Origin of the sequence: Allolucifera butyrica (genome assembly GCF_900476375.1) — a bacterium.
GTDB classification, from domain to species: domain Bacteria; phylum Bacillota; class Negativicutes; order Sporomusales; family UPPP01; genus Lucifera; species Lucifera butyrica.
In genome coordinates this window covers 33,467-46,313 of record NZ_UPPP01000070.1, presented here as the reverse complement: position 1 = coordinate 46,313, position 12,847 = coordinate 33,467, and the positions used below count along the sequence as shown (strand labels likewise).

The window sequence follows — 12,847 nt, the reverse complement described above, 5'->3', positions numbered from 1 at the left end:
TTTCTCCCTGTTCCTTTGGTTCCGGTTTCCCTTATGCAAACTTTAATAAATAAATGTTTTGGTTGGGACGTGATAGCCATGCTTTCCGGCGAAACCACTCCAAAGGACAGTCGAATGTGTCAGAAATTCCGGTCACAGCAAATTTCAATTCGAATTGTGACCCTTTATTCCGTTGCCGGCTTCTTATGGATTTTATTTTCCGACCGTTTCCTTGCCGCCGTGACGGGAAATATGCATCAGTTTTTACGTTTCAGTATGTATAAAGGCTATACTTTTGTTGCGGTTACTGCTTGGCTGCTCTATTACGCCACCCGCTATTTTATACGGCAGGTTTACCAGGTCAAGGAGCATTTATTCTCGGCGAATCAGGCGCTGGAATCGGCCTATAAGGAATTGCGAACCAGCGAAGAAGAACTGCGCCGGCAATACACGGAACTGCAGCAGCAATCGGCAGCGTTACATCGCAATGAAGAAAAATACCGTTCCCTGTTCGATAATATGCTGAATGCTTTTGGTCTGCACGAAATCATCTGCGACGAAGCGGGAAAACCGGTCGACTACCGCTTTCTGGGAGTGAATCCGGCTTTTGAACGTATTACCGGACTGAGACGTGATCAAATACTTGGCAAAACCGTCCGCGAACTTCTGCCCGGCATTGAACCCTACTGGATTGAAACATTCGGCCGGGTTGCCCTAACCGGCCAGGCCACGTCCATTACCGACTATTCTGCCGATTTGGGACGTTATTTTGCCGTCGAAGTCTATAGCCCGGAACCGGGTTTATTTGCCGTGCAGTTTTTGGATATAACCGAGAAAAGACTATACCGGGAACGCCTGGAATATTTGGCTTATCACGATTCATTGACCGGGCTTCCCAACCGGCTGCTGTTTCAGAACCGGCTGGAAGAAAATCTGGCGGCATGCCGGCAGCACCAGCAGCAGTTAGCCCTCCTTTTTTTGGATCTGGATGATTTCAAACTGGTAAATGATACCCTGGGCCACGCCGCCGGCGATCAGTTACTCAGGGCCATCGCCGGGCGGCTGACCCGCTGTACCGGTGAGCAAGTAACAGTAGCCCGCATGGGCGGCGATGAATTTACCCTTTTGCTGCCCGCCGCCGAAAGTGTGGAACAGGTGTCGGCCTTGGCGGAAACAGTCATTGCTGCGATTCGGCAGCCGTGGTTTTTTGAGGGCAAACCGTTTCGCCCCAGCGGTAGAATCGGTATTGCTTTATTTCCCCGCGACGGGCAGGATACCGACACTCTGATGAAACAAGCCGACATGGCCATGTATAAAGCAAAAGAACATGGCAAAGGACATTATCAGTATTATATGAATGATATGGAATCGTACCTGGCCAGACGGTTGGAACTTGAAAATAGTCTGCATCATGCTCTCGAAGAAAATCAATTTGTCCTTTATTATCAGCCTCAGGTTGACTTAGGTGGTTCCATCGTAGGGGTTGAAGCTTTATTGCGCTGGCTCCACCCCGAAAAGGGACTGATCCCGCCCACGGAATTTATTGGCGCTGCCGAAGAAAATGGTCTCATCGTTCCGATTGGTGAATGGGTCTTACGCACGGCTTGCCGGCAAAATAAAGAGTGGCGAAACATGGGATTGACGCCGGTTTCCATGTCGGTTAATCTTTCGGCCCGCCAATTTCAACAAGCTAATCTTTTAGCCGTCATTACCGGCGCTCTGGCAGACTCCGGATTATCCCCGGAATGGCTCACTCTGGAAATTACCGAAAGCATCGCCATGAAAGATGCTGATTTTACGATTCAGTTACTGCAGGCATTATGCGAAAAAGGGATCCACATCAGCCTGGATGATTTCGGTATAGGTTACTCCTCCTTGATTTATCTGAAACGGTTTCCCATTCATTCCCTTAAAATTGACCGTTCTTTCATTCTGGACATCAATGATCATTCGGATGGTGCCATTATTGCCCAAACCATTATTGCCTTGTGCCGGAATCTAAGATTATCCGTCGTGGCCGAGGGAGTGGAAACCATTGAGCAAATGCAATTTTTGCAAAAACTGCGGTGTGACGTAATGCAGGGCTATTTTTTCAGCCGGCCTCTCCCGGCAGCGGAAATAACGGCCCTGCTGCAAATTGAAAAAACAGGGCTGTGAGAAACTTATCCGTAGTTTTTCACAGCCCGCTTAGTTTTTCTAAAATGTTAAATCCCGTTCCACTATGACCGGTCCGGCGGGAATACCGGACAAAGTAAACCCGGCCACAAGGTCTGATGGCATTACAGGCTGGCGTTTTTCAATAAGGCCCGCCTTCCAGGCCAGATAGCCGATAATCGCCGTTGCTTTGACTCCCCGGCGGCGCAGGGCGGTAATGGATAAATCCCGTTGCCGTTTGGAAAGACGGTGCCCATCCTCACTGATTAATAGCGGCACATGGGTGAACGCAGGCAGACTGAGCTGCAGCAGCTTATAGAGCAATAATTGCCGCGGCGTCGAACTTAAGAGGTCATCCCCGCGCAGTACTGCCGTAATTTTCATTGCCGCATCATCTACTACCACTGCCAGTTGATAGGCGTGAATTCCGTCGGACCGCCGGACAACAAAGTCCCCTGTCTCCCGTTGGACATCCTGTCTTATAAGGCCCCGGACCCCGTCCGTAAATGAGATCGTACCTGATGGAACAACTAAACGCAGGGCTGGATGAAGTCCTTCATCGCCGGAAACCGGCGGACGCCGCCGGCAAAGGCCGGAATAAATCCGTTCCCCGCTGCCGGCGTGCGGCGCCGACGCAGCCAGTTGCGCCCGCGTGCAATAGCAGGGATAAATTAAACCGGCCGCCGCCAACTGTTCCAGCGCCTGCTGATAAAGATGGCGCCGCTGGCTTTGCCGGTATGGCCCATACAATCCCCCCCGGTCCGGTCCCTCATCCCAGTCAAGTCCCAGCCAAGTCAGGTCATCCATCAAGCCGGCACCGTATTCCGGCCGGGAGCGGTCCGGATCCAAGTCCTCCAGACGCAGGACCATCGTCCCCCTGGCGGCCCGGACCTGCAGCCAAGCCAACAATGCCGTCCAGGCGTTGCCCAGATGCATTTCTCCCGTCGGACTGGGGGCAAACCGGCCCCGCAGCATCGGCTCTTGCTGGTTTTTGATTTCTGACATTCCCCGTCCCGCCTTTATTCCCACTTTCACAGTCCCCTGTCCCTCGAATTCTTCCAGAAAGATAAGCTTAGTGAATTTTTTTTGCAAAATTCATTTTCTCTTTGTTATTATATAATTCCCGCTGCGAATTTACAATGTGGCACATTCCTTACCGGCCGGACAGAAAGGCGGAAAAAGGGCTGTTTAAAAACGCCAGCAGGCGGGGTACCAGGGCCGGCGCCAGCAGTGTGGCGGCAAGGCCGGAAAAAATCATGGACAGACTGGCAATCGCTCCTTCCAGTGATCCCAGTTCATAGGCTTTGCTTGTACCGGTGCCATGAGCGGCAATGCCTAATATCATTCCTTTGGCAATCGGACTTTGCATTGACAAGAGACGGATCACGACGGGACCTAGAATAAGACCCGCTAATCCTGTTAAAATAACAAATACAGCAGTTATCGCCGGGATTCCCCCCAGCATTTGCGACAGGTTCATGGCAATGGGGGTTGTCACCGAACGCGGTGCCATACTGTCTATAAGTTCCGAACTCATAGCGGCATATCGCGCCAAAAGTAGCGAAGAACCTATGGCCACCACCATGCCGCTGACAACACCGCCGGTAATCTCCCAGATATATTGGCGTAAAATCGACCGGTTTTTGTACATGGGAACGGCCAATGCAACCGTTGCCGGCTGCAGCATGTCACTAAACAGGCGGCTACCTGTATTATACGTATCGATTGATACCCGCCACACCGTCAACCCGATAATCAATAGTACCGGACAGACCAGCAGCGGCGATAAGAAGGGAATCGGTTTATAACTATAAATTTTTTTTGTTCCCCAATAAACAAATAAGGTTGCCAAAAAACTAACCAGTATCGTCATATTCTCACCTTTTCTCTCTAATACCCAGCAGCCATTCGGACATCCAGCCCACATACACCATAACCAGCAGCGTGCTGACGACAATAATCAACAGAAATTCGCCCCCCTGCTTTAGCATCAAATCGGAATAGCGCATAACTCCAACAGCGGAGGGAACAAAAAATAACAGCATTTCCGCGATAAGAAAATTGGCTCCTGCCTCAATCCATTTTAACGGAATCACCTTCCATTCCAAAAGCAGATATAATGCGATTATGCCAATGACACTGCCTTGTATGCCAAGCTGCCAGCACCGGGCAATCTCATTACATACCAAGGCGAATACATATAAAATACCAACTTGGGCCCAAACCCTAACATATTTCATTTGACCACTCCTTTTGTTTACGAGTTTACACCAAGGACGAAATAACGGGAAATATCAATTCGCTATCGTATTCATGCCTTGCGGCTATGAGAAAGGTCTTTAGGTCCGTGGCGCAGGGCTCAGGGCGCGTGAAAACCCGGTGGAAAGCTTCCGCCGGCTCAAATCATAGTCGTTCACACAGCAGGAGGATTTTTATTACGCCGGTAGAACGCTGTATATAGTTCTTAAGCTATAGCCAAAAATAACGAGGTGATTATAATGAAACCAGTCTTATTGGTAATCGACGTTCAGAAAGCTTTTCCTCCCAATGCGCCTTCGCTGCAGCAGGCTATCCCGGTCATCAACGCGGCCATAGATTTATTCCGGGAGAACAAGTTGCCGATTATTGCCATTCAGCACATTAATGAGCGGGACGGCCTGGTCCCCGGTACGGAAGGCTTTGAACTTGCCGCCGATTTACACCTGCTGTCTGCCGACCCTCGTGTCCACAAGACCTATGGCAATGCGTTCAACAAAACTTCCCTGGGGCAATTAGTTGAAGAGTATGGCGCCGACACGCTCATCCTGACCGGCTATGCAGCTGAAAATTGTGTATTGTCCACCTGCCGGGCAGCACTTGACCGGGACTTGACACCGGTCATTCTGCGCGGTTCCATCGGCAGCCGCAATCCGGCCAACATCACTTTTGTGGAGAGCATCAACGATCTCATTTCGTTCAATGCGCTGAAAAAATTTCTGGCAGGATAAGAAAAACCGCAAACGCGGTTTTTCGGTCCATGGCGCAGGGCTCGGGGCGCAGGAAAACCCGTCCATACTCAGGGCAAAAAAACGGCCTTTCTTTTTCCTGCGAAAAAAGAAAGGCCGTTTTTTACCAGTTGATACTCGGAGCTACTTGGGCTTCCGGGTTTAGAACCACACCCCGCAACACCCATTCTTTAAATACCGGATACCCTGTCCGGTCGACAATATAGCCGACATGTTCCTTGCCGCCCGGTGCGGCAGGGTCCATATATTCCTGAATATAAGCGTATACATTCCGGATAATGCCAATAATGCTGTCCTCATCCACCCAGCGGATAAAGGGTTGCGCCAAACGGGGATTCTTTTTCCCGGTCCGTCCCATAATGACTAATTGAAATAATTGCCGCGGACTGCGTGTCCAGGCCCCGGTAGGACATTTCAGGACGCATTCGCCACAGCCGATACAGCGTTTGGCATCGCGCTCTACTTTAAAATTGACAAACTCCAGTACATCCGCCGCCCGTTTGGTGCAGTTTTTCACACAGGCCTGACAGCCAATGCAGCGGTAAGCATCATATTGCGGTTCATTCATGCCGATAATGCCGAAATCGTGCATCCGCGCCTTAATGCAATCATTAGGACAGCCGGTCAGGGCAATTTTCACGTGATAATCATGAGGGAACACGTTTTTTTCAATTTTACAGGCCAGGGCTGTTGTGTCATAGTTGGCAAAAGGACAGACCCGGCTGCCGATACAGGCGGTAATATTGCGGGTTCCTGCTGCCAGATAGCCGATATCCGGATCACTGCCGGGAATGTCCAGACCCTCCAGCAGCGGCCGGATGGCCCGGTTGACTGCCGGCATATCCGCCATGGCAATACCGGGAATTTCAAACCCCTGCCGGGTTGTTATATGCACCGTACCGTTGCCGAAGGTCTCCGCCACCTGCTGAACCACCGCCAGATATTTAGCATCCAGATGCCCGCCCGGCACCCGGATGCGCACCGCTGTCCGGTAACGTACCTTCGTGACCCGGAAGGCATTCTTTTTCAGCTGTTTGACATTAATATCATGCTGCACGTTTCTCCCTCCTAGTCGAATAGCCCCTTGGCTTTGGTATAGTTAAATACGGGACCTTCCAGGCAAATATAGGTATCATCCATCTTACAGTGCCCGCACTTGCCGACGCCGCAGCACATTTTCCGCTCGTAAGAAACCCATAAATTGTCTTCCCGGACTCCCTGCCGTAAAAATTCGGCAGCCGTGTGCCTGATCATTACCGGCGGCCCCACGACAATTACCTGAACCTGGTTCCGGTCCTCAATGGCGGCTTCCCGCACATATTGGGTAATCAGTCCCGTACGTCCGGTATAATAGGCGTCGCCTTGATCGACCGTTAAAACGACATTCAGACTTTTTTCCCAAGCCGCCAAATCCTCCCGGAACAAGATATCAGCAGGCGACTTGAATCCGGCCAGTAAAGTGAACGACTTAGCCTCCCGGCGATGGGCCGCAAAATAGTCGACCAGGCCTTTTACCGGCGCCAGGCCTGTTCCGCCGGCCGCTACAATCACTTCCCGGTCTTTGTACTGTTCCAGATCAAAACCGTTGCCGTAGGGTCCCCGCAAATATAAGGTATCACCGGCCCGCATAGTGTGAATGCTGTTGGTAACAACACCCACCTTCCGGATGGTCAGCCCAATATAACCGGGCCCTATATCACTTACTGAAATGGGAGCTTCGCCGTATTTGGGCAGAGATACCTCAAAAAACTGCCCCGGCTTTACGCTTCCTTCATACTGCATGATAAAAGTATAGTCGATGGCGGTATGCGGGATAATCCGGCTGATTACAGACGGAAAAGGACGGTATAGATTCATGTTATTCTCCCTCCTTTGGCTGCAGCCGGTTAATGGCATGCGAAAAAGAAATGTATTCCGGGCAGACATCGTCGCAACGGCCGCAGCCGACACACATAGACTCGCCAAAGCGTTTTTTATAATCATATACCTTATGCAAAACCCGGAATCGCATCCGCTCCCCATAACTTTGGCGGAAAGAATGGCCGCCCGCCATGTCGGTAAAACCGTCGACCATGCAGGAAGCCCACACCCGCCGCCTCTCGCCCGACTTCTCATTATCCTTATAAAAAATATCCTGCATGGAAAAACAAGTACATGTCGGACAAACAAAATTGCAGCGGCCGCAGCCGATGCAGCGGGACGAATACTCCTGCCAGAAGGCGACTTCGAAAACATGGTCCGGCAGGTTGGCCGGCATCGTTACCCGGACCGCATTATCCGTTACAAAACGGGGCTCGATTTCAGCCGTACAACCTTGTAAAGCAGGAAAAGCGCTATTTTTTATTTGCACATCAACAAAATCGCCATCGGGCCGCACAAAAAGGTCATAGTTTTCCGTCCGGTTCGTATTCAGACTGGCACAAAAGCAGTTGGCAAAGCTCTGCCGGCACTCGATGAGACAAATAGAAACCTGGTCGCGTACCGCTTTATAATACGGGTCTGCCGGACCATTTTCCAGATAAATCTGATCCAGGCGCCGCAACGCATGGATGTCACAGCTCCGTAAAAATAACAGGATTTTCCGGTCCCGGACCTTGGGTTCCGTCCAGTTATCTTCCGTAAAATAAAATAAGGTTTGAGTAATGGGCAACAGAGTCTCCCTGGCGGAAAAATCACTTTTCCGGTCGTACGCAATCTCCGTAAATGAATGAACCGGCTTGTAACGGACGGAGTCGGTCCCGGTATAAGCCCCTTTGCCGCTACAAACTACGGGAGCCCAAATATCAAATTCTTTTTGCAGTCCTTCAAAGTATTCCTGCCAGGCCGGCAGGGTCAGACGATATCCTTCTCCCATAGGACAGCCTCCTTTTGAATCCTTTATTTTCACTTTACGCCGTGAGCGTTAAAAAATCTGTGATATATATCACAGATTTTTTGTTTCAAAGTCGCTTTTGGTTACCAGGCGGGGACGACGGAGCCCTTGAAATGTTCTTCGATAAATTGTTTTACCGCCGGCGAATGATAGGCTTTAATTAATTTTTGAATGTTACGGTCATCTCTATCCCGGGAGCGGCAAACAAGAATATTCGCATAAGGAGAATCAGCAGCTTCCATGGCAATGGCGTCTTTCGTCGGCACCAAACCGGCCGTCATGGCATAGTTGGTATTAATGGCCGCCAGATCAACGTCGGGCAATGAACGGGGAATCTGGGCGGCATCCAGTTCCTTGACGGTAATATTCTTCGGGTTTTCCACAATGTCGCTTACAGCCGCTTTCAATCCTGTTCCCGGTTTCAATTGAATCAGACCCGCTTTCGCCAATAACAGGAGGGCCCGCCCTCCATTCGTCGGGTCATTGGGTATGGCGACAATCGCGCCCGGCCTTAAGTCGGCAATGTTCTTTATTTTTTGCGAATAAAGCCCCATGGGAAAAATCACTGTCTTGGCAACGGTAACCAAATCGTACTTACGGTCTTTAATGACATTATCCAGATATGGCTGATGCTGAAAACTGTTCATGTCGATGTCGCCCTGACTGAGGGCCACATTCGGCTGGATATAATCATTGAATTCCACGATTTCCAGCTTCAGTCCGTCCTTGGCGGCCACTTTCTGCACGGCCTCCATAATTTCGGTATGGGGACCGGCGGTAACCCCCACCTTAAGCACCTTGTCGCCGGCTTGCCGGCCGCAGCCGGCTAACAAGACGGCAATACTGCTTATTATCACGGCCGTACCAATTAAACTTCTCAACTTCATAGAATATTCCTCCTTAAATCCACATTTCGCATGATCGCAGCAAACTGAAAAAATCCTCTTCGCAGAGCGAAGAGGATTAGCATACTAATTACTCTCTCCATCTGCCAGGAATCAAATCCTGTTGGAATTGGCACCGTTCGCATCACGCGATGGTTGCCGCAGCTTCATCGGGCCAGTCCCTCAGCTAACTCTTGATGAAGTATTCACTTGTTCCGCCTGCCGCATTCCTTTCTTAAGAAGCGGGCAAGCAATGCAGACCAGACTTATTGAAGAAGATAATACCATAGACTTACCGGCTATGTCAATATGAGAAACGATTATTTATACTCAGATGCGAAACTGTCAAAGTCAAAACAGCCGTCGCTAACCATCTTTTGAAACCAATAACCGGATTTCTTGATTCGCCGGTTACGGTTATTTTCCAGCTCGATTTCCACATAACCATATCTGTTCTTAAATGCGTTATAAGGGGAAACATTATCCGTAAAATTCCACATAAGATGACCAAAACAGTTACTGCCTTCCTCGACGGCTTTCCACAGCCACCGCAAATGATCGGCGACATAATTGATACGGTAATCGTCCTGAATTACGCCGGCGGTATCTTTATACCTGTTTTCCTCCGCAACACCCATGCCATTTTCCGTTACAATCCAGGGTATGTTGTTATATTCATTTTTCAGCACCATTGCATAGTCATACAGGCCCTTGGCATAGATCTCCCAGCCCCGGGAGGGATTCATCTTCCTGCCCTGCAGTTCGTAGTCGTCATAATAATAGCGGGGATTAAATTTTACCGCCGGATTCCAGGCAGCCGTCCTCGCTTTGACCCGCTTGGGAGTATAATAATTGAAACCCAGAACATCCACCGGATTGGCTTTAATGATTGCCAGCTCCGCCGCCTCAACATCAATCATACAGCCATGCTGCTCAAGCAGGGCAAAATATTCGGCCGGAAACTCCCCGTTAATGCACGGATCGGCATAAATCCTGTTTTCAAACAGGTCGCACATCTTAGCCGCTTGCAGGTCGTCCGCCGATTGCGACCGGGGATATACCACCGCCGAATTGAGAATAATCCCGATTTTACCGCCCTGTTTATAACCATAATCCTGTTCGTGGTATAACTTTACTGCTTTGGCGGTTGCCAGCACTTTATGATAATTCCACTGCATGGCCTCACGGGTGTCGGCCTTATAAGGATACCAGACCCCTTCCATAATACCCAGCAGAGGAAATACAATTGGTTCATTAAAAGTAAACCAGTAACGTACTCTGTCCCCTAGCAGCTTAAAAGCTGCCGCCGCATATTTCACATAGCATTCGACAACTTGTTTGGAGTTCCAGCCGCCGTATTTTTCATACAAATAGTTGGGTAACTCCCAGTGTTCCAGGCAAATTATCGGTTCAACGCCGTTTTTTATTAATTCGTCTACTACCTTACTGTAAAATTGAGCCGCTTCCTCATTGACTTCACCGGTTTCATAATTTTGAATGAACCGCGACCAGTCGATGGAGGTGCGGTAAGCCTTTATACCCAGTGCCTTCATCAGGGCGCAGTCCTCTTTATAGCGGTTATAAAAGTCAGTCGCAACCGCCGGACCGTATCCTTCGTGCCAGCGCTCCGGCGAATACTTGTACGCCGCATCCAATAGCGAATCCTGACCCGGCTTTTTCCCAGTCCAGCCTTCCGTCTGCCAGGCGGCTGCCGAAGCTCCCAGCATAAAATTCTTCGGTAAATAATATTTCACAGCGAATCCCCCTGTTTTTGATTTGATTCAAAAGACTAAAACTTCTGCCTGCCCTCTTCAGGAACCGGCAGAAGTTAAGCCATTCTTACAATAGTTTTTTTCAGCGGAGCTGTTTCTAGCGTTCCTGCAGCATCAAAATCAGTTCTTCAATCAAATCCTTGGCCACAATCGTGGTCATAAGATGATCCTGGGCATGAATCAGCAGCAAGCTGACCTCCGGCTTTTTCCCCCCTGCTTCTTCTTGTAGTAAATTGGTTTGCACGTGATGCGCTTTATTAAGTTCCACCTTCGCTTTCTCCATGAGTTCACCGGCGGCGGTGAAATTTTTTCCCCGCGCCAGGCGCAGCGCCTCCATAGCATAATTACGGGCGTCGCCGGCATGGAGAATAATTTGAAAAACAACTTGCTCCAGTTCCATATTAGCCTCCTATTTCTATTCCGTAAGCTACTGTTTTCCCAGGCTCAGCGCCTGATCAAGCACCTTCCTGCCATCCACCATGCCGTAACTGAGCGAGTCAATCACCGCAAATTTTTTATTTTTGGCAGTAACAAGTTCGCCGATTGCCTTGGCTTTATATTTCATTTGCGGACCTAATAAGATCACCTCATATTTATCAAGGTAACTTTCCAGTTCATCAACGGAGCAGGCAAAAATGTCATCCTGATTCCCGCGGGCTTCACTCTCTTTCTTCATTTTATTAACCAACAGGCTCGTTGACATTCCCGCCGAGCAAACAAGTAGAATATTCATGGTAACCTCCCGGATTTGTTTTTATTTTTAAGCCGGCATTCAAGCTTTGAATGCGGTTCCGCCTACCGTTGCTTTTTCCGCTTCTTCCATTCCCTTTTCTTCGGCCAGTTTTGCCTTATCCCATACTCTCAGGAACGGATAATAAATCGCACCGGCTACGATAAAATTAACAAGCTGCAACAAAACGGCTTTCCAATCACCTGTCGCTAAAAAACCGCTGAAGAAAACCGGTGTCGTCCATGGCAGCAAGGCGTAAGGCTTGCCGACAAGTCCCGCTGCCATGGTTACATAAGTAATAACGGCCACTGTTAAAGGCGCCAGCACCCACGGTATAATCATGACAGGATTCATAACGATTGGCATACCAAACGTAATCGGTTCGTTAATATTGAAAAGCCCCGGCCATATTGCCGTTTTCCCTAATGCTTTCAATTGTTTGGATTTTACGCGGGTGAAAAGAAGCACCGCCAAAGCCAGAGTGGTCCCGGACCCGCCGATCAGTACAAATACGTCAACAAACTGCTGGGAGATGATATTGGGAATTACCTGTCCGGCTGCTTTGGCAATCGCATTTTGCTGGGTAAAAGCCAGCCATATGGGACTCATGATGCCACCCACCAAGGCTGCCCCGTGAATACCTACGGACCATAAGAGCTGTACAACCAGTTCGGCAATCAGAATAGCGCCTAAAGTTCCACCCAGATGAAGCAGCGGATTGGTAATAATTGTGTTGATCACTTCCGGAATGGGCAAGCCGACGGTACTTAGTAAAATTACATTTACGACCCAGACCAGGGTAAGAATGATAAATCCGGGAAACAAAGCCGCAAAGGACCGGGCTACTGAGGAAGGCACCCCTTCCGGCATTTTAATAACTAAGTTCCTTTTCGTCATATAGCGTTGAACTTCTACGACAAATACCCCAATCAGCATGGCGACAAACAACCCTTTGCTTCCCATCCAGGCTGAGGCAATATTGCCGTCCTTGGTAAACGGCATGGCTAAGATAAACGCCGATACACTCAGGACTCCGGCCGACAAGGTGTCCAATTTGTACGAACCGGCCAGACTGAAGGCAATGGAAAAGGCCGCCACCAGCGCCATAATGCCGAACGTGGCATTGACTACCATTAACAAATTGCCGACATAGGGTTTAACCATTGCCGCCAGGAACGCCACCGGCGGAAAAGCAATTACCAGAAATGCGGAACCAATCAAAATCAAGGGAATGGTGGCCACGATGCCGTCACGGAGAGCTCTCAGGTGGCGCTGTTCTGCAATCCTCCCTGCCACCGGCATAAAATATTTTTCCAGAAATCGAATGAGACCTTCCATAGACACAACAACTCCTTCATAAATGAATTTCGCTTATAGTAATCGCAAAATTCATGCCAATACCATTATCAAGTGGGACGCCGGAACCGGGATAAGGAACCGGGTACAATGCA

13 protein-coding genes and 1 riboswitch are annotated in these 12,847 nt (G+C 49.5%); of the genes, 2 read left to right on the top strand and 11 right to left on the bottom strand.

Features of this window, described 5'->3' with window-relative positions; genetic code table 11:
- Positions 1-156 precede the first annotated feature (156 nt).
- Positions 157-2,136: a putative bifunctional diguanylate cyclase/phosphodiesterase gene (locus LUCIF_RS11035; RefSeq protein WP_165865966.1), complete on the top strand. Its 1,980-nt coding sequence runs from the start codon at positions 157-159 to the stop codon at positions 2,134-2,136.
- Between the two features lie 39 nt (positions 2,137-2,175).
- On the opposite strand, the gene gluQRS is transcribed toward LUCIF_RS11035, so the two are convergent.
- The 3 genes from gluQRS to LUCIF_RS11020 all read right to left on the bottom strand — a co-directional run bounded on the left by gluQRS (position 2,176) and on the right by LUCIF_RS11020 (position 4,373).
- Complete coding sequence (gene gluQRS / locus LUCIF_RS11030) at positions 2,176-3,138, bottom strand: tRNA glutamyl-Q(34) synthetase GluQRS (protein WP_207857497.1); 963 nt, start codon at positions 3,136-3,138, stop codon at positions 2,176-2,178.
- A 148-nt stretch (positions 3,139-3,286) separates the two neighbouring features.
- A complete protein-coding gene (locus LUCIF_RS11025) occupies positions 3,287-4,006 on the bottom strand; it encodes an LrgB family protein (protein WP_122627946.1) in 720 nt (239 codons plus the stop codon).
- A gap of 4 nt (positions 4,007-4,010) precedes the next feature.
- Positions 4,011-4,373: a CidA/LrgA family holin-like protein gene (locus LUCIF_RS11020; RefSeq protein ID WP_122627945.1), complete on the bottom strand. Its 363-nt coding sequence runs from the start codon at positions 4,371-4,373 to the stop codon at positions 4,011-4,013.
- A gap of 258 nt (positions 4,374-4,631) precedes the next feature.
- On the opposite strand from LUCIF_RS11020, the gene LUCIF_RS11015 reads away from it, so the two are divergent.
- Positions 4,632-5,120: a cysteine hydrolase family protein gene (locus LUCIF_RS11015; RefSeq protein WP_122627944.1), complete on the top strand. Its 489-nt coding sequence runs from the start codon at positions 4,632-4,634 to the stop codon at positions 5,118-5,120.
- Positions 5,121-5,241: 121 nt separating this feature from the next.
- Here the strand turns inward: LUCIF_RS11015 and asrC are convergent, their stop codons facing one another.
- The 8 genes from asrC to celB form a co-directional block, all read right to left on the bottom strand.
- Positions 5,242-6,195 (bottom strand): sulfite reductase subunit C, encoded by a 954-nt coding sequence (asrC, locus tag LUCIF_RS11010; protein ID WP_122627943.1) that lies wholly within the window; start codon positions 6,193-6,195, stop codon positions 5,242-5,244.
- 11 nt (positions 6,196-6,206) lie between these two features.
- The gene (gene asrB / locus LUCIF_RS11005) at positions 6,207-6,995 is read right to left on the bottom strand and encodes an anaerobic sulfite reductase subunit AsrB (protein ID WP_122627942.1); all 789 of its coding nucleotides are present in this window, start codon (positions 6,993-6,995) and stop codon (positions 6,207-6,209) included.
- A 1-nt stretch (position 6,996) separates the two neighbouring features.
- Positions 6,997-7,992, bottom strand: coding sequence for an anaerobic sulfite reductase subunit AsrA (asrA, locus tag LUCIF_RS11000; RefSeq protein WP_122627941.1), 996 nt, complete (start codon positions 7,990-7,992; stop codon positions 6,997-6,999).
- A gap of 101 nt (positions 7,993-8,093) precedes the next feature.
- Entirely contained in the window at positions 8,094-8,897 is an 804-nt protein-coding gene (locus tag LUCIF_RS10995; protein ID WP_122627940.1) for a MetQ/NlpA family ABC transporter substrate-binding protein, read from the bottom strand.
- Positions 8,898-8,991: 94 nt separating this feature from the next.
- Positions 8,992-9,098, bottom strand: a riboswitch (SAM riboswitch).
- A 116-nt stretch (positions 9,099-9,214) separates the two neighbouring features.
- Positions 9,215-10,648, bottom strand: coding sequence for a glycoside hydrolase family 1 protein (locus LUCIF_RS10990; protein ID WP_207857489.1), 1,434 nt, complete (start codon positions 10,646-10,648; stop codon positions 9,215-9,217).
- Positions 10,649-10,763: 115 nt separating this feature from the next.
- On the bottom strand, positions 10,764-11,066 hold the full coding sequence (locus LUCIF_RS10985; protein WP_122627939.1) for a PTS lactose/cellobiose transporter subunit IIA: 303 nt from the start codon (positions 11,064-11,066) through the stop codon (positions 10,764-10,766).
- Positions 11,067-11,093: 27 nt separating this feature from the next.
- The gene (locus LUCIF_RS10980; RefSeq protein WP_122627938.1) at positions 11,094-11,399 is read right to left on the bottom strand and encodes a PTS sugar transporter subunit IIB; all 306 of its coding nucleotides are present in this window, start codon (positions 11,397-11,399) and stop codon (positions 11,094-11,096) included.
- A 39-nt stretch (positions 11,400-11,438) separates the two neighbouring features.
- Entirely contained in the window at positions 11,439-12,734 is a 1,296-nt protein-coding gene (gene celB, locus LUCIF_RS10975) for a PTS cellobiose transporter subunit IIC (protein ID WP_122627937.1), read from the bottom strand.
- Positions 12,735-12,847 lie beyond the last annotated feature (113 nt).

Bases quoted from the DNA above. Each gene is read 5' to 3' on its own strand.
- gluQRS (WP_207857497.1), bottom strand. From the start codon at position 3,138: ATGTCAGAAATCAAAAACCAGCAAGAGCCGATGCTGCGGGGCCGGTTT.
- LUCIF_RS11025 (WP_122627946.1), bottom strand. From the start codon at position 4,006: ATGACGATACTGGTTAGTTTTTTGGCAACCTTATTTGTTTATTGGGGA.
- LUCIF_RS11020 (WP_122627945.1), bottom strand. From the start codon at position 4,373: ATGAAATATGTTAGGGTTTGGGCCCAAGTTGGTATTTTATATGTATTC.
- LUCIF_RS11015 (WP_122627944.1), top strand. From the start codon at position 4,632: ATGAAACCAGTCTTATTGGTAATCGACGTTCAGAAAGCTTTTCCTCCC.
- asrB (WP_122627942.1), bottom strand. From the start codon at position 6,995: ATGAATCTATACCGTCCTTTTCCGTCTGTAATCAGCCGGATTATCCCG.
- asrA (WP_122627941.1), bottom strand. From the start codon at position 7,992: ATGGGAGAAGGATATCGTCTGACCCTGCCGGCCTGGCAGGAATACTTT.
- LUCIF_RS10995 (WP_122627940.1), bottom strand. From the start codon at position 8,897: ATGAAGTTGAGAAGTTTAATTGGTACGGCCGTGATAATAAGCAGTATT.
- LUCIF_RS10985 (WP_122627939.1), bottom strand. From the start codon at position 11,066: ATGGAACTGGAGCAAGTTGTTTTTCAAATTATTCTCCATGCCGGCGAC.
- LUCIF_RS10980 (WP_122627938.1), bottom strand. From the start codon at position 11,399: ATGAATATTCTACTTGTTTGCTCGGCGGGAATGTCAACGAGCCTGTTG.
- celB (WP_122627937.1), bottom strand. From the start codon at position 12,734: ATGGAAGGTCTCATTCGATTTCTGGAAAAATATTTTATGCCGGTGGCA.